At 62.9% G+C, this 22,127-nt stretch carries 18 protein-coding genes and 2 pseudogenes; 9 read left to right on the top strand and 11 right to left on the bottom strand.

The window, feature by feature from the left end:
- The first annotated feature begins 6 nt into the window (after positions 1 to 6).
- The 4 genes from AC4P1R_RS22885 to AC4P1R_RS22870 all read left to right on the top strand — a co-directional run bounded on the left by AC4P1R_RS22885 (position 7) and on the right by AC4P1R_RS22870 (position 4,893).
- On the top strand, positions 7 to 1,878 hold the full coding sequence (locus AC4P1R_RS22885; protein ID WP_492177941.1) for a branched-chain amino acid ABC transporter ATP-binding protein/permease: 1,872 nt from the start codon (positions 7 to 9) through the stop codon (positions 1,876 to 1,878).
- 22 nt (positions 1,879 to 1,900) lie between these two features.
- Positions 1,901 to 3,064 carry an ABC transporter substrate-binding protein gene (locus tag AC4P1R_RS22880; protein ID WP_492177940.1) on the top strand — a complete coding sequence of 388 codons (1,164 nt, stop codon included), beginning with the start codon at positions 1,901 to 1,903 and terminating at the stop codon, positions 3,062 to 3,064.
- Between the two features lie 72 nt (positions 3,065 to 3,136).
- On the top strand, positions 3,137 to 3,874 hold the full coding sequence (locus AC4P1R_RS22875; protein WP_492177939.1) for an ABC transporter ATP-binding protein: 738 nt from the start codon (positions 3,137 to 3,139) through the stop codon (positions 3,872 to 3,874).
- Between the two features lie 131 nt (positions 3,875 to 4,005).
- Positions 4,006 to 4,893 carry a branched-chain amino acid ABC transporter permease gene (locus tag AC4P1R_RS22870; RefSeq protein ID WP_492177938.1) on the top strand — a complete coding sequence of 296 codons (888 nt, stop codon included), beginning with the start codon at positions 4,006 to 4,008 and terminating at the stop codon, positions 4,891 to 4,893.
- 82 nt (positions 4,894 to 4,975) lie between these two features.
- Here the strand turns inward: AC4P1R_RS22870 and AC4P1R_RS22865 are convergent, their stop codons facing one another.
- Positions 4,976 to 6,937, bottom strand: a complete 1,962-nt coding sequence (locus tag AC4P1R_RS22865; protein WP_492177937.1) for an elongation factor G — start codon at positions 6,935 to 6,937, stop codon at positions 4,976 to 4,978.
- A 185-nt stretch (positions 6,938 to 7,122) separates the two neighbouring features.
- A complete protein-coding gene (hutC, locus tag AC4P1R_RS22860; RefSeq protein WP_106407788.1) occupies positions 7,123 to 7,824 on the bottom strand; it encodes a histidine utilization transcriptional repressor HutC in 702 nt (233 codons plus the stop codon).
- A gap of 388 nt (positions 7,825 to 8,212) precedes the next feature.
- Here hutC and repA point away from each other — a divergent pair, with 388 nt between their 5' ends.
- From repA to repC, 3 genes are all read left to right on the top strand, one after another.
- A complete protein-coding gene (gene repA / locus AC4P1R_RS22855; RefSeq protein WP_069457666.1) occupies positions 8,213 to 9,409 on the top strand; it encodes a plasmid partitioning protein RepA in 1,197 nt (398 codons plus the stop codon).
- Positions 9,410 to 9,412: 3 nt separating this feature from the next.
- Positions 9,413 to 10,417 (top strand): plasmid partitioning protein RepB, encoded by a 1,005-nt coding sequence (gene repB, locus AC4P1R_RS22850; RefSeq protein ID WP_069457667.1) that lies wholly within the window; start codon positions 9,413 to 9,415, stop codon positions 10,415 to 10,417.
- A 156-nt stretch (positions 10,418 to 10,573) separates the two neighbouring features.
- Positions 10,574 to 11,869, top strand: coding sequence for a plasmid replication protein RepC (gene repC / locus AC4P1R_RS22845; protein WP_069457668.1), 1,296 nt, complete (start codon positions 10,574 to 10,576; stop codon positions 11,867 to 11,869).
- 594 nt (positions 11,870 to 12,463) lie between these two features.
- On the opposite strand, the gene AC4P1R_RS22840 is transcribed toward repC, so the two are convergent.
- Positions 12,464 to 13,303 carry a glycosyl transferase gene (locus tag AC4P1R_RS22840; RefSeq protein ID WP_151612648.1) on the bottom strand — a complete coding sequence of 280 codons (840 nt, stop codon included), beginning with the start codon at positions 13,301 to 13,303 and terminating at the stop codon, positions 12,464 to 12,466.
- A gap of 483 nt (positions 13,304 to 13,786) precedes the next feature.
- On the opposite strand from AC4P1R_RS22840, the gene AC4P1R_RS22835 reads away from it, so the two are divergent.
- Positions 13,787 to 14,941: an RHE_PE00001 family protein gene (locus AC4P1R_RS22835; protein WP_492177936.1), complete on the top strand. Its 1,155-nt coding sequence runs from the start codon at positions 13,787 to 13,789 to the stop codon at positions 14,939 to 14,941.
- A gap of 172 nt (positions 14,942 to 15,113) precedes the next feature.
- On the opposite strand, the gene AC4P1R_RS22830 is transcribed toward AC4P1R_RS22835, so the two are convergent.
- The 4 genes and pseudogenes from AC4P1R_RS22830 to AC4P1R_RS22815 form a co-directional block, all read right to left on the bottom strand.
- A complete protein-coding gene (locus AC4P1R_RS22830; RefSeq protein WP_492177935.1) occupies positions 15,114 to 15,404 on the bottom strand; it encodes a hypothetical protein in 291 nt (96 codons plus the stop codon).
- A complete protein-coding gene (locus tag AC4P1R_RS22825) occupies positions 15,386 to 16,306 on the bottom strand; it encodes a copper resistance D family protein (protein WP_492178873.1) in 921 nt (306 codons plus the stop codon). Before AC4P1R_RS22825 ends, AC4P1R_RS22830 begins: the two co-directional genes overlap by 19 nt.
- A gap of 70 nt (positions 16,307 to 16,376) precedes the next feature.
- A pseudogene (locus AC4P1R_RS22820) lies at positions 16,377 to 16,676 on the bottom strand (copper resistance CopC family protein); the annotation flags it as partial.
- 55 nt (positions 16,677 to 16,731) lie between these two features.
- Positions 16,732 to 17,120: pseudogene (locus tag AC4P1R_RS22815) on the bottom strand (YcnI family copper-binding membrane protein); the annotation flags it as partial.
- Between the two features lie 322 nt (positions 17,121 to 17,442).
- Between AC4P1R_RS22815 and greA the strand changes: the two are divergent.
- A complete protein-coding gene (gene greA, locus AC4P1R_RS22810) occupies positions 17,443 to 17,925 on the top strand; it encodes a transcription elongation factor GreA (RefSeq protein ID WP_069457673.1) in 483 nt (160 codons plus the stop codon).
- A 55-nt stretch (positions 17,926 to 17,980) separates the two neighbouring features.
- Here the strand turns inward: greA and AC4P1R_RS22805 are convergent, their stop codons facing one another.
- The 4 genes from AC4P1R_RS22805 to AC4P1R_RS22790 are packed head-to-tail and all read right to left on the bottom strand — an operon-like array spanning position 17,981 to position 21,982.
- Complete coding sequence (locus AC4P1R_RS22805; RefSeq protein WP_492177934.1) at positions 17,981 to 18,847, bottom strand: glycerophosphodiester phosphodiesterase; 867 nt, start codon at positions 18,845 to 18,847, stop codon at positions 17,981 to 17,983.
- Positions 18,848 to 18,889: 42 nt separating this feature from the next.
- Positions 18,890 to 19,954: an ABC transporter ATP-binding protein gene (locus AC4P1R_RS22800; RefSeq protein ID WP_492177933.1), complete on the bottom strand. Its 1,065-nt coding sequence runs from the start codon at positions 19,952 to 19,954 to the stop codon at positions 18,890 to 18,892.
- 5 nt (positions 19,955 to 19,959) lie between these two features.
- Positions 19,960 to 21,027 carry a carbohydrate ABC transporter permease gene (locus tag AC4P1R_RS22795; protein WP_151612620.1) on the bottom strand — a complete coding sequence of 356 codons (1,068 nt, stop codon included), beginning with the start codon at positions 21,025 to 21,027 and terminating at the stop codon, positions 19,960 to 19,962.
- Position 21,028: 1 nt separating this feature from the next.
- Entirely contained in the window at positions 21,029 to 21,982 is a 954-nt protein-coding gene (locus AC4P1R_RS22790) for a carbohydrate ABC transporter permease (RefSeq protein WP_069457676.1), read from the bottom strand.
- Between the last annotated feature and the right edge of the window lie 145 nt (positions 21,983 to 22,127).

The following is a 22,127-nucleotide window of genomic DNA, read 5'->3' as shown; positions in this document are numbered from 1 at the left end:
TGCAGGATGGTGCGCTTCAGGCGAGAAACCGTCATCGGTATCCTTTTGACATCGCTACCTCTGCTCGTAGCGGCGATCGGCGCGTCGCTGTTCTTTCCGGGCGGCGGCGAGCGGCTCGTGGCGCTCTTCATGATCAATGTCATCGCCGTGCTCGGCATCGGCATCTATGCCGGCAATTCTGGGATCGTTTCCTTCGGCCATGTCGGCTTCATGGCGATCGGCGCCTATGCGTCAGGGCTTCTGACGATCAACCCGATCGTCCAAAAGACGGCACTGCCGCACCTGCCGGAATGGTTGGCGGGCATCGGCCTGCCCTTCCTGCCGGCGCTTGCGGTCGCGCTTCTGGTGGTCATTGCCGTCGCCGTGTTGATCGGCATCCCCGTGGCGCGTCTTAGCGGCTCCTCCGCCTCGATCGCCACGCTCGGCTTCCTGGTGATCGTGCATGTCGTGCTCGTGGCGTCGGCCGATTTCACCCGCGGCAGCCAGACCTTCTTCGGCATTCCGCGCGCCGTCAATCTCTGGATGGCGCTCCCCTTCGCGATCGCGGCGATCGCCATCGCGCGCATCTATCGGGACTCGAGCGCCGGCCTGAAACTCCGGGCCTCGCGCGAAGACGAGATCGCTTCCATCGCCGTCGGCGTCAATGTCAGGCTGCATCGCTTCATAGCCTGGGTGATCGGCGCCGCCCTTGCCGGCACGGCGGGTGCGCTGCTGGCGCATTTCCTCGGCGCCTTCTCGCCCAAGGACTTCTATTTCAATCTCACCTTCGTGCTGCTTGCCATGCTGATTCTCGGCGGCATCACCACGGTATCCGGCGCGGTCGGCGGCACCGCCGCCATCATGGTGATCGTCGAACTGCTGCGTAAACTCGAGGGCGGCGCCGATTTCGGAGTCTTCTCGCTGCCGACCGTCTTCGGCCTCACCGACATCGGTATCGGCGTCGCGATCCTCGTCGTCATGTACCGCCTGCAGGACGGCCTCTTCGGCGTGCGCGAGCTGGACGAGCGCCTGCCCTGGCTCAAAGGCTTCGGAGCCAGAACCCCGCGTCTTGAGTCCGATGGTGCCGGCACCCCGGTGACGACGGCCGGCACGCTCCGTATTGAAAATCTCGGCAAGAGCTTTTCCGGTCTCGTGGCGTTGGAAAAGGCGGACTTCGAGATAACGCCGGGTCTCGTCATCGGCCTCATCGGGCCGAACGGAGCCGGCAAGTCGACGCTGATCAACAGCGTCTCGGGCGTCGTCCCGCCGTCGACCGGCCGCGTCGTGATCGACGGTACGGAGATAGCCTCCCTGCCCGTCTACGCCGTGCCCGCCGCGGGCCTCGCCCGCACCTTCCAGAACATCCGCCTTTTCAGAAACCTGACGGTGCTTGAAAACGTCACGGTCGCGGCAAGCACCCTCAAGGACAAGACCGATCCCCGGGAGCGCGCGCGCCAGGTTCTTGCCGAAGTCGGCCTCGATGAATTCGCCGACCGGCTCGCCGGAACGCTCTCCTACGGCGCACAGCGGCGGCTCGAAATCGCCCGCGCGCTGGCGTTGAAGCCCCGCTATCTGCTGCTGGACGAGCCCGCCGCAGGCATGAATCCGGCCGAAACACAGGAGCTGATGCGTGTGCTCGACCGCATCCGCACGAAACATCGGCTGGGGCTGCTCGTCGTCGAGCACGACCTGAAGCTCATCATGCGGCTCTGCGACAGGGTCGTCGTGCTCAACAAAGGCCAGCAGATCGCCATGGGCTCGCCGGCGGAAGTCCAGTCCGATCCCGTCGTGATCGAGGCCTATATCGGCCGCCGCCGCACGCCGAAGCCGGCGCAACCCGGTCCACTCGAGGCCGCCGGCCTCAACCCCGGTGCCGCCGGTCTTCACAATCCAACCTAACGAGAAAAGAGGGAGCTTTCGGATGACATCGAACTTCAAGACCCTGTGCCTCACGACCATGCTTGGCGGCGTCATTCTGTCGCCGCTGCCGGCCTTTGCGGAAGACCTGCTGATCGGGATCGCGACCGCCCAGACCGGCGGTCTTGCACCCTACGACCAACCGTCGCTGAAGGGCTTCGAAATGGCCGTCGAGGAGATCAACGCCGCCGGCGGCGCGGCGGGCACGTTTCCGATCAAGCTGGTCACGATGGACACGCGCTCGGATGCCGCCCAAACGGCGCTCATCGCCCAGGAACTTGTCGACGAGGGCGTCAAGATCATGATCACGCCCTGCGACGCCGATCCCTCGATCGCCGCCGGCCAGGTGACGCAGGCCGCCCAGATTCCGGCCTTCTCCTTCTGCGCCACGACGCCGACCATGCCGTTCGCCGTCGGCGATTTCATGTTCGGCAACTATCCGGCCGATAACGTCCAGGCGGCCGTGCTCGCCGGCTTCGCGGCCGAGAAGGGCTACAGAAGGGCCTACATACTCAAATCGCCCGACAGCGCCTACACGCTGAAATTGCCCGAATACTTCGCTGAGGCGTTCAAGGCCAAGGGCGGTGAAGTCGTCGGCGAAGGCACCTATAGCATGGGCCAGCAGGATTTCGGGGCCGAGGTCACCAAGATCAAGGCAATGAACCCGGCGCCGGACGTCATCATGACCTCGGCCTATGAGCCCGACTTCCCCGCCTTCATCCGCCAATTGCGCGGCGCCGGCGTCACGACACCTATCCTCGGCAGCGACGGCATCGACTCGCCGACGACTTTCGGCCTCGGCACCCTGGTCGATGGTGTCGCCTTCACCACCGCCGGCTTTGCCGTCGAAGGTACGCCGCTCGCCGAGTTCAACAACAAATATCAGAAGAAGTTCGGTCAGGCGCCGGATACGGTCTACATTGCCAACGGCTATGATCTCGGCAAGGTCATCGACGCTGCCGTCACCGCCGCCGGAAGCACCGATCCGGTCGCCATTCGCGACGCGATTGCCTCGTTGGAGAATGTTGAAGGCGTGACCGGTCCGATCAGCTATGCCGGCACGCAGGGCATGCCGCTGCGATCGGTATCGCTCGTCGAAATTCAAGGCGGCGATCGGCAACTGATCAGCCAGAGCGTTCCGGATCCAGCCGATATTCCCGCACCTTGAGAAGCGCCGATGCTCTCCGGCAATCCGCCGGAGAGCATTCCGGTTTCCAACAGGTATGGCAGGATTGCCCTTATGATGCACAGTCAAATTCCCACCGCCCGGCCCTTGCTCGAGGTCAGCGGGCTCAAGGTTGCCTATGGAGCCGTCGAAGCGCTGAAAGGCATCGATCTTTCGGTCGCCAAGGGCCGGATCGTGACCCTGCTCGGCGCAAACGGGGCAGGCAAGAGCTCGACCCTGAACGCGCTGGTCGGCCTTGCCGGCAAGAAGGCCGGCCGGGTCGTCTTCGACGGACAGGACATTTCAGCAATGGCCCCGGAACAGATCGTCCGGCTCGGCATGACGCTGACACCGGAGGGCCGGCGCATTTTCCCGAGCCTGACCGTTGACGAGCACCTGCTCCTCGGTGGTGCCATGCACAAGGGCCGCGGCAATGTTGCGGAAGTCAGGGAAGACATGCTGGCGCGCTTCCCGATCCTGAAAGAAAGGCTCGACCAGAGGGCCGGCTCGCTTTCCGGCGGCGAACAGCAGATGCTGGCGATCGCGCGCTCGCTGATGTCGTCGCCCGACCTCCTGCTGCTCGACGAACCCTCGCTTGGTCTGGCGCCGCAGGTCGTGGATCTGATCTTCGATCTGATCGCCGGTCTGCGTCAGCGCGGACTTACCATCCTGCTGGTCGAGCAGAACGTCCAGCTTTCACTCGAGATCGCCGATGCCGGCTATGTGATGGCCAACGGCCGGATCGTGCTCTCAGGCACGGCGGCCGATCTTCGCAATTCATCCGAAATCCAGGGCGCCTATCTCGGCGCTTGAGACATTGGCGCGTCGGCCGAAGATCGGAACCGATTCTCGGAAAGCTCGATGCGCAGATTCAAAGAGTTACAGCGACCTTTGCGCGTCTAAAAAGACGCGCGGCGCTGTAGGCAAACCAAGAGGTCACATCGATGGACATGTTCCTGCAACAGCTCGTCAACGCGCTCAGCCTCGGCGGTACTTATGCGCTTCTGGCGCTTGGACTTGCCGTCGTCTTCTCGATCATGGGGCTGATCAATTTCGCCCATGGCGAGCTGATGACCGCCGCCGGTTACGGTCTCTGTTTCGCCATCATTTCCGGCCTGCCCTTCCCGCTCGCCATCGCCTGTGCACTGGTTGTGGCGATCGCGCTTGCGATGCTGATGGAGCGGATTGCCTTCCGACCGGTGCGCGGCGCGAGCGGCACCACGCTGCTATTGACGAGCTTCGCCGTCAGCGCCATCCTGCGCGTCGCGTTCCAGAACTTCATCTCCGCCCGGCCGAAACCGGTGCCGATGCCCGAGAGCCTCTCGGGAACGATCGAGATCGTCGGCCTACATATCGGCATCATCCAGGCAACTTCCATTCTCGTGACGGTCCTCATGCTGACCGGATTGAACCAGTTCCTGCGCGCGACTGTGCTCGGCCGCGCCATGCGTGCGGCCGCGGAGGATTTCGCCATCGTGCGGCTGATGGGCATCCGCGCCAATGCCGTCGTCGCAACCGCCTTTGCGATCTCCGGCCTGCTTGCCGGTGTCGCCGGCATTCTCTGGGTAGCGCAACGCGGCAGCGTCGATCCGCTGATGGGCTTCCTGCCCGTCCTCAAGGCCTTCATCGCCGCGATCATCGGCGGCCTCGGCAGTCTCTCCGGCGCCGTTGCCGGCGGCTTCCTGCTTGGCTTCATCGAGGTCTTCCTGCAGGCCTATCTGCCCGAGAGCCTGCTCAGCTATCGTGACGCCGTCACGATTCTGCTCGTCATCGGGGTCCTGCTCTTCGCACCACAGGGACTGATGGCCCGCAAGACGATCGTCAAGCTCTGACGCGGGCGAGACTCACGTCAAATAATTGAAATATATGGGTTTTATGATCTTGGACCATTATCGGTCCAAGATCATGAAAAGCCTAATGCTCGTTCGCCTGGGCACTGTGCGCGGTGATGATCGCCTGCGCCTCCTTGCCGTAGAGCTCCTCGAAATGGTCGAAGCTCTTCGAGAAATAGCCGATGCCCTGCGTCGCCGATCTGAGCGAACGCGCCAGATCTTCAAGGGCGCCGCCGGGAACGAGGGCGCGAAAGATATCCCATCCCTTCGCCGCGTCGTCCCGGTCGAAGCCGAGGATTTGCCCCTTGAGGGTGGAGACGATCGGCACGAGACCGCCGGAATGGATCGAGGGCACGTGGATCTCGACCCGGAAGATCGGCTGCAACAGAACGGAGGCCGCTTGCGAAAGCGCCTGACGCACGCCGAGCTTTCCGGCCGTCCGGAAAGCGTGTTCGGAACTGTCGACCGAATGGTGCTGGCCGTCCGTGAGGACAACGCCGATATCGATCGCCTTGAAGCCGAGCGGCCCCTTGTCCATGGCCTCGCGCGCGCCGGCTTCGACCGCCGGTATGAAATTGCGCGGAACGGCGCCGCCCTTGATGGTTTCGGCGAAGGAGAACCCCTCCCCTCGCCCGTTCGGATGGACGCTCAGCTTGACGTCGGCGAATTGGCCGGCGCCGCCTGTCTGCTTGCGGTGGCGGTAGTGAACGTCGGCGGATTTCGATATGGTTTCGCGATAGACCGGGCTCGGCGCGCGATCGGTCACCGTGACGTGGAAGACATCGGCAAGCATGCGGCAGACATCGCGCAGATGCACCGGCCCCTGGGCGCAAACCATCTGAGCGCCGGTCCCCTCCTCCTGCATCACCTTCAGGCCGCGATCGGTTTCGGCAAGCTTCGCCAGCGTCTCGGAAAGCTTGTTTTCGTCGCGCTCGCTTTCCGGCACCAGGATTCGCTCGAACATCGGCGGCGGCGGGGTCGTCCAGTCCGGCGGCGCGATCGCCGCATTGGCCGTGAGCAGGGAAGGAACGGCGAGATGGTCCGATTTGACGGCGGCGAAAACCTGTCCGGCAACCGATATGCCCGAAGACATGGCCCGGCCATTGGCTGGATCCTGCAACGCGCCGAGGCCGGCACCGCCCAGCGTCGCTCCCTGTTTTACACCGTTCTGCAGAGCGCGAGCGATGACGGTCTTGCCGACGCTTTGGCGGTGATGGGCGTGGAAGCCGACGGCGGCGAGCGTCGACTCGTCGATGCCGGCGGATGCGGCCAACCGACTTCGCAGCGCCTCGACGCGCGGCGACTCATGACGAAGTGCCTTCATCAGCCGCATGATGCCATTGCTGTGGCTTGCCGCCCCCAGGAGCACCGGAATGATCTTGTTTTCTGAGAGCACCCGCGTCGAGATCTGGTAGATCGTTTCGCTTGCCGGCTCGCGATCCTCGATCAACTCTTCAAGCAGCCAGTCGTCGAACTCGGAAAGATGCTCAAGCAGTTCGGCGCGCGCCTCGTGTTCGCGCTCGGCTGCGCTCTCGGGGATTTCGAACAGGGCGGACGTCTGGCCTTCGCGATAGCGCCAGGCCCGTTCCGAAATGAGATCGCAACTGCCGATGATCTTGTCGCCGTCGCGGATGGGAATCTGCCGGAGAACAAGCGGACGGCTGCAATAATCCTGCAGCGCCGCGACGATATCTCTCAGCCGCCCGCGCGGCTCGTCCATGCGGTTGACGAAGAGAATGCAAGGCGTCCCCGAAGCCTCGATCACGCGCAGATAAGGCGCGGCCAGCACGGTCTCCTCGAGAACGGGGGAAATCGGGAGCACGCAGGCGTCGCTTGCGAGCAAAGCATCCTGTGCGAGCGGGATCGCCTCGCTGTTGCCCGGCACGTCGAGCGCGCACCACGGCTCCCCGCCGAATTCGAATTCAGTAATTGCTAAACCATAAGGGGATACTGACTTTTTCGGCTCGCCCTCCAGCGAGCTCAATCTTTCCACGAGCGTGGATTTTCCGATCTGCGAAGGACCGAGTACAGTGAAACAGCGCATCGGCGTTCCTCCCTCTGCCTGGATGACACTGTGACAGGATGCCCCTCGGAGCGCAAAAGCGCCAGAGAATGTTGACTTTTCTTGCGAAGCGCCCCAATCGCGGGCGCGAAATCGCCTGCCGGGGCCTTCTGCGCGCGAGGGCCGCTGCGGCGTTGCGTTCGAGAGGGCGCGGCCGCCGCCCTCGATCAGCCGACTGCACTCGGTTGAAATTCCGCCACGAGCTCGTGCCGGTCGCCCGGATAGGTCAGCCGCACGCTCGTGACCGGAGCACCGCCGCTCCAGGTCCGCCGCTCGATGACGAGGCAAGGGCTGCCGGCCGCGACGTCGAGCGACTGGGCTGCCAGCCGGCCCGCCGCCACCGCCCTGATGCGGTGCTCGGCCGTGCTCCAGGGTACCTTGCCGAGCAGCCACGAGCCCGGAGCGACCGTCTCGAACGGCTCGGCCTCGGCTTCCGGCACGGCCGCAAGGCTGATCAGCCGCTCCTCCAGGCAAAATGGCCGCCCGCCGGCGAAATGCCGGCAGGTGATTTCGAGCAGTTTCGACGAGGCCGGCAGATCGATGCGTTCGCGGTCTCCGGCACCGATCTTGCGTATGATTCGTCCGTCGCGCCGATAGGCGTAATCGAGGCCGAGCGATTCGACCTCGAGCTTGACGTCGTGGATTTCCATCACCGCCGATTGGACCTGCGGAAAGGTGACGTAACTCCCGGATTTGCGCCGGCGCTCGATCAGACCGCGCTTGACGAGCTCGGAAAGCGCCTTGTTCACCGTCATGCGCGAGCAGCCATATTGCTCCGTCAGCTCGTGCTCGAAGGGAATGCGGTGGCCCGGAGGCCAGTCCCCCGACAGGATATGCCCCTCGACCTCGCTGAGAATCTTCTGGTGCAATGAAAGGGGCTGGTCCCGGGACTCGGGCCGGAGCTTTTCATTCGATGGGCGGTCGTTGGGAATGGTCGGATCCTCGTTCAAAACCTTCGCTGCACCTTACCTTTTTACGTTGAGCGCGATAGCCCTTGCAGCCGCAGCGTCCGTATTTCTCCAATTGGAGTAACGTCGAAGTTCCGCGAATCGGAGGCCAGTTGTCCGCGGACAACCGCTCGAAAGAAGTTGTCCGCGGACAACTTCTGGACAAGAGACTTCACAAGATTGCATCGGGCGGACAGCATAAATCCGGCCTTTTGTTAAGCGTTTGTAAAATGGCAACGAATCGGCGCATAGTGTAACTGCGCAGATAGGTTGGTATTGGCGAGTTTTGCGCAGTTTTCCGGAGAATGAAATGTTGCAGCAGAGAATCCACGGTATCGATGAGCAGGAGCATCTGCCCTCCATGCTGGCTGCCGACGCCCGGGAACTCGCCCATCAACTGCAGGAACACCAAAAGAAGATCTTCTCCCCGACGGCGCAGAAAACCATGCGCCTGTTCAGCCCGGCGGAAGCCGCAGCCTTCATCGGAATCGGTGAGGGCTATCTGCGCCAGATCGCCTCAGAAGGCCATGGGCCGCAGCCCCTGTCAAACGGTCGCCGCATGTATGCGGTCGAGGACATCGAGCGCATCCGCCGCGTCCTCGACGAGGGCAGCAAGGCCGGCAAGTACCTCCCCCATCGCAGAGCCGGCGAGAAGCTTCAGGTCATCTCGGTGATGAATTTCAAGGGCGGCTCGGGCAAGACGACGACGGCGGCGCACCTCTCCCAATATCTGGCGCTCCGTGGCTATCGGGTGCTGGCGATCGATCTCGATCCGCAAGCGTCGCTCTCCGCCCTCTTCGGCCATCAGCCCGAGCTCGATGTCGGCGAGGCGGAAACCCTTTACGGTGCGATTCGCTACGAGAACCCGCGTCCTGTCGCCGATATCGTGCGCTCGACCTACACGACCAATCTTCATCTGATCCCCGGCAATCTCGAGCTGATGGAGTTCGAGCACGAGACGCCGAAGGCGATGATCGGCGGCTCGGCCGAAACATTGTTCTTCGCCCGTATCGGCGAGGTGCTGACCACGATCGAGAGCTTCTACGACATCGTCGTCATTGATTGCCCGCCGCAGCTCGGATTTCTCACCATGTCGGCGCTCTGCGCCGCCACCTCCGTGCTCATCACCGTGCATCCACAGATGCTCGACGTCATGTCGATGTCGCAGTTCCTGTCGATGACGAGCGAGCTCATGGCGGTCGTCGAAAAGGCCGGCGGGCGCACGAGCTACGACTGGATGCGCTACCTGGTGACACGTTTCGAGCCGAACGACGGTCCGCAGAGCCAGATGACCGGCTTCATGCGCGCGATCTTCGGCAATCGCATGCTTCTGAACGCCATGGTTAAATCGACCGCCATCTCGGATGCCGGCGTGACAAAACAGACGCTCTACGAGGTGGAGCGCTCGCAGTTCATCCGCGGCACTTATGACCGGGCGATGGAGTCGCTTTCGCTCGTCAATGCGGAGATCGAAGAGATGATCCGCAAAGTCTGGGGGAGGAAGTAAGCGATGGCGCGCAAGAACCTGATCGGGATCTCCGAAAGCGCGGCCGCCCCCATCGGCGCGGAGCGGCCGGCGATCGAGCGGCCGATTGCGGGGCATCAGCCGCCACAGCGCCCGAACGGCCTCGTCGGCGGCATCACGCGCTCGCTGTCGAACATCACCGAAAAAGTCGAGCGGGCCCAGGAACTTGAGCGCCGGCTCGCGGAAGGCCAGGCGATCGTCGAACTCAACCCATCGCTGATCGACGCCTCCTTCGTCGTCGACCGGCTGGCCGTGGACCCAGAAACACAGGCCGCCCTGGTTCAGCAGATCCGCGACCACGGACAACAGGTGCCGATCCTCGTCAGGCCGCATCCGACGATACCGGGCCGCTATCAGGTCGCCTACGGCCATCGGCGGCTTGCGGCGGTTCGCGAGATCGGCAGCAGGGTCAAGGCGGTCATCCGCGATTTGACCGACGAACAGCTCGTCATATCCCAGGGCCAGGAAAATAACGCCCGCACCGACCTGTCCTTCATCGAGCGTGCTCTTTTCGCCACCCGGCTCGAGGATCGCGGCTTCCTGCGCGACACCATCATGTCGGCGCTGGGCGTCGACAAGGCGGCGCTGTCGAAGATGATTGCGGTCGTGCGCCGCTTGCCGCTTGAAATCATCGAGGCCATCGGTGCAGCGCCCTCGTTCGGACGCAGGCGCTGGATGGAGCTCGCCGACCTTCTCGAGCGCGAAGGCAACGGGACGAAGGCACTTGCCGACGTGCGGCTGCCGGCGTTCCACGCGTTGAACAGCGATCAGCGCTTCGAGAAGCTCTTCGCGTCACTCAGCGCCGCCAAGGCGCGGACAAGGACGGAAACCTGGCTTGCCCCCGATCGTGTGCGCGCGGTGCGAATCCGCGAAACCGATGCAGAGACGACTCTTGCCTTCAGCAAGAGGGCGGCACCCGGTTTTGGCGATTTCGTGAGGCAGAGACTTGAGGCGCTCTACCTCGAATACCAACAGGAAACAGGAGACTAGGCAGAGCAAAAGAAAAAGGCTTCCGAACGACTAGCGCTGCGGAAACCCTTCTCTCGTGTAGCAACTTGAGATTCCCATTTCCGCGAATCACTGTCAAGCGTTTTTGACGTCGTCTCGGCGAACGGATTTCTTTTGCCTTGAAAAAGGTGAAGAAAAATGGAACGTGGAAATGTGACGACGCCCTTTGGGCGGCGGGCGATGACGTTTGGCATGCTCGCAAGTCAGATCACGGCCGGACGAGCCCCGCCGGCGCAGTCGATCGACAAATGGAAATTGTTTCGGACTCTCTGTGAGGCGAAGATGGTGATCGGCGTTTCCGATCGCTCGCTTGCCGTACTCAACGCGCTTTTGAGCTTCTATCCAGGCGCCGAGCTTTCCCGGGACAGCGGTCTCGTCGTCTTCCCATCGAATGCGCAGCTTTCGCTCCGCACCCATGGTATGGCCGAAACGACTCTGCGGCGACATCTGGCCTGCCTGGTGGAAACCGGGCTGATCATTCGGCGCGACAGCCCAAACGGCAAGCGCTATGCCCGCCGGAGCCGCAACGGATCGATCGGCGAGGCCTTCGGCTTCGATCTTTCGCCGCTCCTGGCGCGGGCAGGGGAGTTCAAGGCGGCCGCCGCCGAGATTGCAGCCGAACAGCAGCACCTCCGGCTCATGCGCGAGCGCCTGAGCCTCTGCCGCCGCGATGTCCTCAAACTGATCGAACTCGCGCTTGAGAGCGCCCCCGATGACGGCTGGCAATCCTTTAGCGACCGTTTCGAGGCGCTCATGGCCGGACTTCCGCGCAAGGCTTCTGCGGCCACACTCGAAACAGTTCTCACAAAACTGTCGTCGCTCCGGGAGGAGCTCAGCAATCGATTGGAAACATTGCTTAATTTACCAAAAACGGATGCCAATGATCGCCAGAATGGCTGCCACATACAGAATTCACAACCAGATTCCCAATCTGAATCTGAACAGCGCTTGGGACGAGGGGAGGGAGCAGCGAGCGACGAGAACCAAACCAAGAGCGCCGCAGCGGCTTGTGGTGAGGGCGCATCCGCACCAACGGCGCGGCCGAGCCATGACCCGGGGCCGAAGCTCCGGCCGACCGAGCGGATTGCCCGTGACATTCTCCTGCCAGCCGTTCTGCATGCTTGTCCGCAGATCGCCGACTACGCACCATCCGGTCGCGTCTCGAACTGGAAGGATCTGATGACGGCGGCCATCGTCGTCAGAACCATGTTGAACGTGAGCACCGACGCCTATGAGGATGCCTGCGCCGTACTCGGCTACGAGAATACGGCAGCCGTAATTGCCTGCATCCTCGAGCGAGCCGACCGGATCAATTCGCCCGGCGGCTATCTCAGGGATCTCACGCGACGGGCAAGGCTGCAGTCCTTTTCGATCGCGCCGATGGTCGGCGCACTCAGCCGCGCCCGACGGGAGGCAACGCTGACGGTGACCTGATCTGCCCCGTCCGACAAACGTGTCCTTTCATTCTCGCAGCCTCGGTCCCGCCGTGCGTCGCCATGCGGGCACCGCTGCAGGTCGGCTGTGGAGAATGGGCAAGCTTGGCGTGCGGACGTTGATTTGCGACGGGAAATCGCGGAAACTATGACCTTGTCGGATTCGCGAATTGCCGGCCCGCTATCTCTTTCTTTACAATTTCGCGACTATCTTAAACCATTGGAAAAAGGGCATTGTTCCGACAATGCGGAAGCTATCCCGCCGATAATTTCCGTCACTTGGACGATTGAAATAGATCGTTGCTTCAGCGGCGTATGGTCCAACAAGGTGCCACTGTTTCGGGTTGCCGGAATCACCGCAGCTGGCGACTACAAGTGCAGCGCCCGAACAGGTCTTATCACGTCGCGGAGAGGTCGGGACTGAGCGTGTTGACAGCTGTCAACCGACGATCCGAAGCACTGCAACGATCGGTTGGAGTATGCCTTTTGGAGCCAAAACGCCCGCCCTCGCGATCGGCGGCGATTTCCCATCCTTGTTGAATCGGACTATCGGAACATGGCGGTGCCGGCGCAGTTGACAGCTGTCAACAACCTTTCATTCGCGCCAATGCTCTGCGACCCACGGCGTCGGTAGAATGTAATGCCGCAAATAGCGCAGCGGGTTTTTCTCCCGCCGGTTCGACGAAAGCAGTCCGCGGACGTGGTCGAGCGGCGCCATTGCACGGCCCTTATGGCCATATCGCCCGTCGATGGCGTGCTGCGGCAGCAGCCCTCGTGGAAAGAGCACCACCCGAGCATCGGCCGGCAGTCGCGGCGCGAGCCAGTAATTCAGCGGAAACGGCCAGCGGCAGTCCTGGCGGAAGTGCAGGACGTAGCGCCGGGGAAAGAGCTTCGCACCACCCGGAGCATTGCGCGTGACGAATCTCTGCTCGAATTCGTATTCGTCCGCGACACCCTGCGGGTCGGCCCGGAATTTGTGCTGCAGCGGTTCGAGCTTGCCGACCGGAAAGCGGAACACCGAAGTCTGGCCGAGCCGCTCCAGCGGCGTCGTCTGATTTCTGGCAAGAACCACATCGTCCGGTCCGCCGACCTCGAAGAAGCCGTCGAGCGATCCGACGATCACGACGTCAAGATCAAGAAACAACACCGGTCCTTCGAGGCTTCCGAGCTTCGCTCCCCAGAGCCGTGCCTTGGGCCAGATCCCCTTCGTGTTTTCCGGCATCTTCGCGATCTCGAGCGGCGGCAGATCCTCGCAGAGAATTTCCGCGCGCAGATCGTCGCGATTGTCAGTGAAGCAGGTGAAGGTAAAGGGCGGCGTGATGTTGCGGGCCACCATGGCATAGAGCCTGTTGATGAAGGGGGCACCGTATTTTGTGCCCCAATTGATGCAGATCACCTGCTTGACGCCACCGCTTGCCGCCAGAACGCTTGTCATCGTCGTCGCTTTCTACACCACCGGCCCGCTAAAAACCGTCCGAAAAATGCGGGCGGTTCTTGCCGGCAAGATCGCCAGGAGGCGAGGTCGGCGGAAGGATATTGGATGCGCTGTTTCAATTCCGTGCGTCTTAAAGCAGGAAGCAGGGCACCTGGCAAGCAAGGAGCGGGGTGGCGAGGCGTGCGACGAAACGGACGGCCAAGACGACGTAACCAAGCCCCGGGGTTGTCGCTGACCATAGGTGACGAGGCGTTGCCGGTTGACAGCTGTCAACAATTGGGTGCCGAGCAGGGCCGGGCGCCTAGAAGCCCGGAGCATTTCGGCGAGATCGACCCGGACATGGCCGGTCGCCATTTCCGGGTCACTGCCGCCCGGATGGCGATGCGCGCGGCGCGATATTCCGGTGGGCAACTCCCGCAGTGCCTGTGACGGAACGGAAACGCGTGCTACCTTCCGTTTCGCCGCCGAAGCTCAACTGTCCAAATGAGATACGAAATCCTCGATCCGCTGCATCCAAGCCTCCTTCCTGCCCTGATCGCGGCGGAGGACGGGCTTGCGCGTCTCGACGAGCGGGCCGCACGCCATGCGGTCGCCGAGGGCTTTCGCGAACGCGGACAGTTCTTCGATGCCGTTGCCGCTCTCTGGGTCGCAGGCGAACTGGTGCATGTCGAGGATCTCGTTCTACACGATTCGCATATGGATGCGCGAGCGCCGTCCCATGAGCTGACGATTGCCCATGCCGTGCTGCGGGCGCGGCGGCGGCTGGAATTGGCGGAGCCCGGATGGGCGCTGTCGGGCAACGGTCTCGATGCGCTGCGGGGAGAGCAGGGCAGCAGCGCGGGAAAGGAAGGCGCGGATTTCGACGCCTGCCGCCAAGACGCGACGGGTTCGCCCGTGTTCGAGGATGAGTTTACGGAGGAAAACCCGCTCGCCGGCGAGTTTGCCGAACTCGATGCGGCGCTTGCGCGGTCGCAGCGGCTGCTGGCAAGCCACAGGGAGAGCCTCGTCGAGGCTGAACCAGCGTCGCAGCCGGCATTCAGGGATAGGCAGGAAGCCAAGGGACAGCTCGGCCTGCTCTTCGAGGAGGATTGGGACGAGGCCAGCCGGCTTGACGCCTGGCGCTCGGTCCTGGCGACGGCCGATCAAGTGCCGGCGACGCTGGGGGCCGCCATCCTTTTCGATGCCTGGGAACGCATCGAGCCTTTGCGGCGCCAGCACTGGCTCGGATCGCTTCTCGTCGGGGCGTATCTCAGGTTTCGCGGCAAGGCGGCGTCGCATGTTCTTGCCTTCAACACGGGGCTGAAGACGATCCGCCATGATCGCCGGCGCTCGAAGGACAGGCTGACCCGTCTCAATGCCTTCCTCGAGGCGATGGCGGCAACGGCCGATCTCGGCCTCAAGGAACTCGACCGCCTGTTGCTCGCAAGGACGCAGATGGAGATCAGGATCAAGGACCGGCGCTCTAACAGCAATCTGCCGGGGCTGATCGAACTCGTTCTGTCGCGGCCGATCGTCTCGACCGCGCTGATTTCCCGCCAACTGGGCGTGACGCCGCGGGGCGCGCTCAACCTCGTGCGCGAGCTCGGACTACGCGAGATGACCGGCAGGGGCCGCTATCGCGGCTGGGGTGTGTTGTAAGACAGCGGGTTCCAACGCGCTGGCGGAGAAACCATCCATTCTGCCACACCGCAAATGGCGTTATTCGTGCGTCCTGAGATTCGATGCGGGATCGGCGCACGTCTTCGGTCATTGAAAGCAGGCGCCAAGCCGAACGCGATGCGTGCGGATCGATGCGCTCAGGTCATTGGCGTCACGGCCGGATGCTAAGCTGCCCTTCGAGCCGCACCATGTCGAAGTCGCTGATCAGGATCTCGACGCGGACATGCCAGACGCCTGGGAGCGGGATGGTCATCTGGTCGATCCGCCAGTCCGTTTCGCTGCGCCGCACGGCCGGTCGCCTGAACGGCTCAATGCCGGAATCGGGCATGGACAGGACAAGCGTCACTTCCTTGGCATCAAGTCTTTGGAACTCGCCGGTCAGGACATTGATCGAGACCCCGACATTGCCAGCGCGTCCGGGCATCACCTGAACGAAGGCCATCGCCTTGTCGGTGTGGATATGCACCGTCGCAGGCTGAGCCGCGGCGGCGGCCAAGGCGCGCGGCGGCGGCGTGAAACGCCAGGACGCCGCGACCGGAAGATCAGCAGCACGATCGCCGTCTCGATGGCAATCGTGCGAACCAGCCGCGTGGTGGCGGGGCCATCGCGGCCAAAACCGGCGCGGTAAGGCTCCAGCGATTGATGGCGGCGAGCAGGAACAGCCCGGCGATGAGCCCCAATTTTACGACAAGGACGCGGCCATGGGCCGTATCGAAGAGAGCGTGAGATGACGATGGCCAGCGTAACCCCGGCGCCGACAAGGGCCGCGACCGCAAAGGGAACCATCGCAGAGAAGCGGCGCAATCCGGCGACCGCCGCCGGGTCAGCTCTTTTCAAAGCAAGACCCAGAGGCGCAAGCGCTCCCACCCAGAAGGCAATCGCCGCGGCGTGAACGAAGACCGCCGGGCGCATCAGCCATTGTGGCTGTGCCGCGGCCGCATGGCCGCTCAGCGACAACGCGAGCCCGGCGAGAATGAAGGCGAGGAACGAAGAAGGGCGCGAAATCGGCCCCTTGCCCGATAGGAGAGCCGCCGCGGCGATGGTGAAGGCGAGGACGGCGACGGCGACCGTATGGCCGAAGCTTGTCGCCATGGCCGTGGACCAGACAATGGGTTCGGCGATGCGCGCCACGGGTGCCGCCAGCGCATCGAGCCCTTGGAAACCGGCGGAAGCGAGAGCACCAAGAATGCCGATGCCGAGGGCGCCGCCGGCGACATTGCGGCCAGGCGGGGAGCCGCCGAGCAGCCAGACCGACGCGAACACGCCGCAGACGCCGATGAGAACCGAGGACGCCAGCGCGAACGGTCCGGTCGATCTCGTCCACGATCGGCGGAGGCGCGGCATCCGCCTCGTTGATCGAGAACACAACCGAACCGCCGACCGGGTGCCCGTCCGCCGAAATCACGCGCCAGCTCAGCACATGCGTCCCGCGGCCGAGGCCGGTCGGCGCAACGATCTCGACGGTCTTATCCTTAACCTCGAAGCGCTCGAGCGGGATCGAGGAGCCGTCCGGCCGCACCAGCTTCAGCGATAGCGGCGACACCGGTTCGCTGAAGGCGATGGCATATCTTGACGGGGCCGTCTCGACGACGTCGCCGTCTTCGGGATTGCTCGAGGTGTACGACGCGTGCGCGGAAGCGACGGCGATCTGCGCGAGAACGCCGAACAGCGCAAGCGTCACCACCCTCGCAATGCGAGAGAGGGCCGCTGGCATGGCGAGGGTGAAGTGTCCTCTCATCGCGGTTACCGGAGCTGCCGATCGAGCTTGATCAGTGGGTGCCCGTCTTTTCAAGCAGGTTGATTCCCGGCGCCGGATATTCGAGATCATCGCTCGACTGCCCCTCGGCCGGAGTCTCGATCCGCCGCTCGGCGGCGCCATCCTGGCATTCCTGGACGACGGACAGATAAAGTGTTTTGCCGACGGGCAGGCTATCGGTCAGCAACGCTCGGAACACGAACTCGTCATAGTCTTCATCGGCGAGACTGCCACCCTTCCAGACGATCTCCTTCACGCCCTCATTCATTGGCGTGCCGTAATAGTCGTAGGATTTCTCGTAAGCCCCCTTGATCTTCTCCAGCGTCCAACCGGTTTCGGCATCGGCTTCGCCGCAATGACACCTTCCGGTGGCTGAACGCGCACCGCGATCGTAGGCTTGCCCTACCCGGGACTGGTACACACTTCATTGTTCCATATCAACTACGGCGGAATCGGAGCGGGCTGCAGTTGTGCGGTATGGCCGAACGGGAAGGCGAGCGGTAATGAGCATATCGATGACGCCGGTAGAATTGCGGCGCAGCGCACCCGCTACATGAGGCTGGAAACCATCACCCAAATGAGCGATGATCCACTCATCAGCCTGCCAGCCGTGGCACGCTGGTCCTCCCGGCATAATCTTGGAGAGTGCGCGACCATCGCCGTCAGCTGTACCGTTCCGAGAGACACGATGGAGAGCGCACGGCGCTCATAAGGAGTCCGATCATTGAGTGTCGCCTTCACCAAGGAAGAAAGTGCCGAAACGGCTGCGGAAACTCTGTTGCCCGACCGTCCCGTCTCGCCTCATCCGAACCTCGTCACGGAAGCGGGATTGAAGGCTCTGAAATTGCAGTTCCAACAGGCGCGCCAAGCCTATGACGCTATCAGCACAATCGAAGATGTTAACGAGCGACGGCGGCAAGCGGCGAGCCCGTTGCGTGATCTGCGCTACTTTGCAGAAAGAATTCGCACGGCTCAGCTCGTTCCCGACCCGACTTCACTTGCCACTGTTGGCTTCGGGAGCACGGTAACCTTCAGCCGTGACGACGGACGGGTGCAGACGTATCGCATCGTTGGGGAGGATGAGGCGGATCCCAAGCGCGGAACCATTTCCTATGTGTCCCCGGTCGCGAGGCTGCTGATGGGCAGAGCTGTAGGGCACATTGTGAGCGTAGGCGATCAAGAGCTCGAAATCGTCGCCATCGGGTAGAGCGCTCCAAAAGCTTGCGGCTCTCGCAAGAGAAAAGTCCGGCAGGCGCCGGCGGTTAAAACGAAACAGCAGCAAAGATCGCACCCGGAGCGTCGGTCGTGACCTGGCGCACATTCGCTTCCATGAGTGTGCGGAGAATGGTGTCGATGCCGATCCGGCCCGGGTTGACCGTCCAGGCGTCTGTCTCGATGCCGAGATCCAAAAGACGCCTGGCGAGCGGGAAGCCTTGCCTCTCGGCGGCGAGGATGGCGTCGAAGCGGAGGTAGGCGAGGCTCACGCCCAGCCTGCGCCGCTCGATGTGGCGCAGGAGTCGCTCAGGGTCGCGAAGGGTCGGCTGGCGGGAGACCGCCAGCATCGGATCGTAGCCGAGCCTCGCTCCGGGAATGGCGGCGACGAGACGACGTGCATCCTCCAGATGATGGGATCCGACGATGATGGCGTCCCCGAGCCCGGCGACGGCCGCCGCCGCATCGGCGATCGCCGCATCCGGTAGCCTTTGTCCCTGGAGCAGCTTGAGGTCGAGCTGAAGGATGGCCGACGGCGCCCTCGGCAGCGTTCGTAGAGGCGCCACCAGTTCGGTGAGCGACAACACCGGTGCATCGGGATCCGGCGCGCCGGCGGCGTCCCGGTGGAAAAGCCCTCGCGTCGCCGCGATCGGCATGCGCGCAACATGGCCCCGGCCGGTCGTCGATGGACCGAGCGTTGCGTCGTGGAGAACAGCGAAGCGGCTGTCGGCGGTCGCGAGTAGATCGATCTCGAGGCTCGCGCCGAGCTGCCAGCCGAGGGCGAGGTTCGAGCGCTTGAAGGGCGCCTCGGTGAGGTGCCTGCGCAGTTTGTGCCACTTCAGTCGAACAGGGCCATGTGGCCCTTCAACTGCCACCGGCGTGTTCGATGTCCGGTCGCCCGTCTCGAAAGCTGTCACCGACGCGGACTCCTACCCTGAGGGGCAACTGCCCTCATCTTGTCAATCCGGTGCACGCACATGCGCGCCGGCGATGAGCTTTTGTCCCTCGGTGTCGAACACAAGCGAATTCTCGGGCTGGAAGCCGATCTTTACCTGCTTTCCCGTCGTGTGTCCGACGGACGAACCCTGTTCCAGTACACGCACGGCGCCCATACCGGTTTCGACGACATAGAGGACCTCGCGTCCCATCGGTTCGACCTGAGCGATACGGCCGGGAAAGCCGGTATCGCCGAAGCGGAGATGCTCCGGCCTCAGCCCGACCGTCACCAACCCAGACGCGCCTACGACCGGAAATCGGATGCCATTTACGGTGACCATGCCGGCCTGGGCTTCGCCGGCGATGAGATTGATCGGCGGCGAGCCGATGAAACCGGCGACGAACAGACTCGACGGCCTGAGATAGAGGTCGTCCGGCGTTCCCACCTGTTCGATGCGCCCGGCGCGCATGCAGATGATACGGTCGGCCATGGTCGTCGCCTCGATCTGGTCATGGGTGACGAGAACGGTCGTAACGCCCAGCTGTTCGTGCAGCGATTTGATCTCGCTGCGCATGGAAAGGCGAAGGGATGCGTCTAGGTTGGAAAGCGGCTCGTCCAGGAGCAGCAACTGCGGCTTCTTCACAAGGGCGCGCGCAAGGGCGACGCGCTGCTGCTGGCCGCCGGAAAGCTCGCTCGGGCGACGATCCAAAAGCTCTGCGACCCGAACAAGCTCCGCAGCCGCCTTCACCCGATCGAGAGCTTCGTCGCGCGGCGTCTTCTTGAAGCGTAGCGGAAACAGGATGTTGTCGCGCACGCTCATATGCGGGTAGAGCGCGTAGGATTGAAAGACGATGCCGACATTGCGGTCGCGTGCCTCCACCTCGTTGACGATATGGCCGTCAAAGAGGAGCTCGCCGCCGCTCGGCAGATAGATGCCGGCGAGCATGAACAGGCTCGTCGACTTGCCGCAGCCAGAGGGGCCGAGAAGCGCGACGAACTCGCCGTCCTCGATCACGAGGTTCATATCGGGGATCACTTCGACGGAACCGAAGCGCTTCGAGATGTTTCGGAATTCGATCTTCGCCATCCTCGTCAGCCCTTTACGCCGCCGATCGACATCTGCATGAGATAGCGCTGCGCGGCCATGTAGAGGATGAGGCTTGGCACAAGGTAGAAGACGCCGACCGCGGAGACGACGCCGTAGTCGACGCCCATGACGTCATCGCGCACCCAGTACATATAGAGGCTCATCGTCCAATTGCTGTTTCTGATCAGGAAGGTGAATACGAAGATGTACTCTTCCCAACCGCGGATGAAGGTGAATACGGCGATCGCAAGGACGCCGTTCCGCACCTGCGGCAGCACCACGCTCACGAATGCCTGCCGCCGTGACGCGCCGTCGGTGAGCGCGCTCATCTCGATGTCCCAGGGCACGGCGTCGAAGAAGCCCTTCATGATGAAAATCGCAAACGGCAACTCGAAGGCGACAAGCACGAGTATGACCCCCGAAAGCGTGTCGAGGAGTCCAATCCAGTAGAGCATCAGGAACATCGGCACGATCAGCGTCAACACGGGGAAAGCGTGGAGCACTAGAAGCGAGCGAAGCATCGACGAGCGGCCAGGGAACTGAAAGCGCGACAGGTAGTAGGCCGCCAAGGAGGCGACGGTGACGACGATGGCAGTCTGTGAACCGGCAATCAGGATCGAGTTGCCGAAGGCATGCCAGACATTGGGAAACTGGACCGCGCCTCTGACTTCACCCACTCGCGAACGCACCACCGAGGCGAAGTCCGGCTCCCATAGGAAGATGAAATTGCCGAGGTGCAGGTCGGGCCCGACCAGGAGAGCGAAGCAGAAGACAGCGACCGTGGCGACTGCGGCAACGCCGATCCACAATTGGCGTCTGTTTTGGGCGAGCGCGGCAACAAGCCAGAAGGCGATGACGGCCGGCACGACCACAGCCATCGAGCGCCACAGGACCGCTGTCTCGGCGACGCCGGTCTTGGCGGAGAAAGCGATCGTGACGAGCCAAAAATAGGGGAGGATGATCGGCAGCGACACGGCGATCAAGAAGGCGTAGAGGACGACCGCCTTCGAGCGCCGGGCGCGCCGCGCCCGCGCTGCCAATGCATCCCAATCGTCCATGGCTTGCGTGACCATCTCAATGCACCTCGATACGCGGGCGCTGCAGCAGACGCTCCATGTCGAAGAACCGCCAGCCGATGAGAGCGACGACTATGCCGATGACGATGAGAAAAAGCGCCAGCGCCGCCCCGTAGCCGTATTGGCCGCTCTCGAAGGCGCGACGGTAGACGTAAAGTGCATAGACGGTCGTGTCGTAGAAGGGGCCGCCCTTGGTGAGGAGCAGGATGTATTCGAAGCTGACCAGCAGCGACAATGTCTGGTAGATCGTCACGAAGCTGATCGGCCAACGCAGCGCCGGCAGGGTGATGAAGCGGATCTTTGCGAATGTTCCGGCGCCGTCTACTGCCGCAGCGTGAAACAGGTGCTCCGGGATCCCGCGGATCGCGGCGGTGAAGATGATCATGCCCATCGAAGCACCGATGAAGCCGTTCGAGATGATGATGAGCGCGATTGGCGCCGTGGTCAGCAGGTCGAGCGGCGTATCGAGTCCGAAAGCCCGCATGAGCACCTGATTCACGAGGCCGGCCTCGGTGGGGCTCACCGCCCATAGCCAGAGCAGAATGTAGAGGACCGACGGGCTCATTCGCGGCAGCAGCCACACACCCCGGAAGAAGCTGCCGGATACATTCTGGATCGCCGTGGTGGTGATGGCGAGGATCAGGCCAAAGGTGACGTTGAAGATCGCCAGCGTGCCAAAAACATAGATGAAGGTCAGTCCTATCACCTGTGTCAGCCGGCGATCGGTCCGGAAGACCTTCTGGTATTGCTCGGTGGTGAACTCGGTGATGCGCAGAGAGCGGCCGAGGTCGGTGAACGACACTGCGATATCGATGATCACCGGGAGAACGAAGAAGAGGATCGTGAGCACGATCGCCGGGCCGAGAAAGATCACGAAATTCGTGCGCCGGCGCGCCGCCGACGCCGCATGGCCCCGACGCTCAATCGCGAGTTCGTCTGCTATCGTCGCCATTGTTCGACTCACACCTAAGCAGGTTCTGCAAAAGTGCCCCATGGCTTTGCAATCAGACCCTGGCAAACCCAAGCAGACATTCGTGGGTAAACCCATGAATGTCTGCTTAGGAGGTCTCGCAACCTCGGCCGGCGCCGCCCGGTGG

The organism is Sinorhizobium sp. Y406, from assembly GCF_058732025.1.
This window is presented reverse-complemented; position numbering and strand designations above follow the sequence as displayed.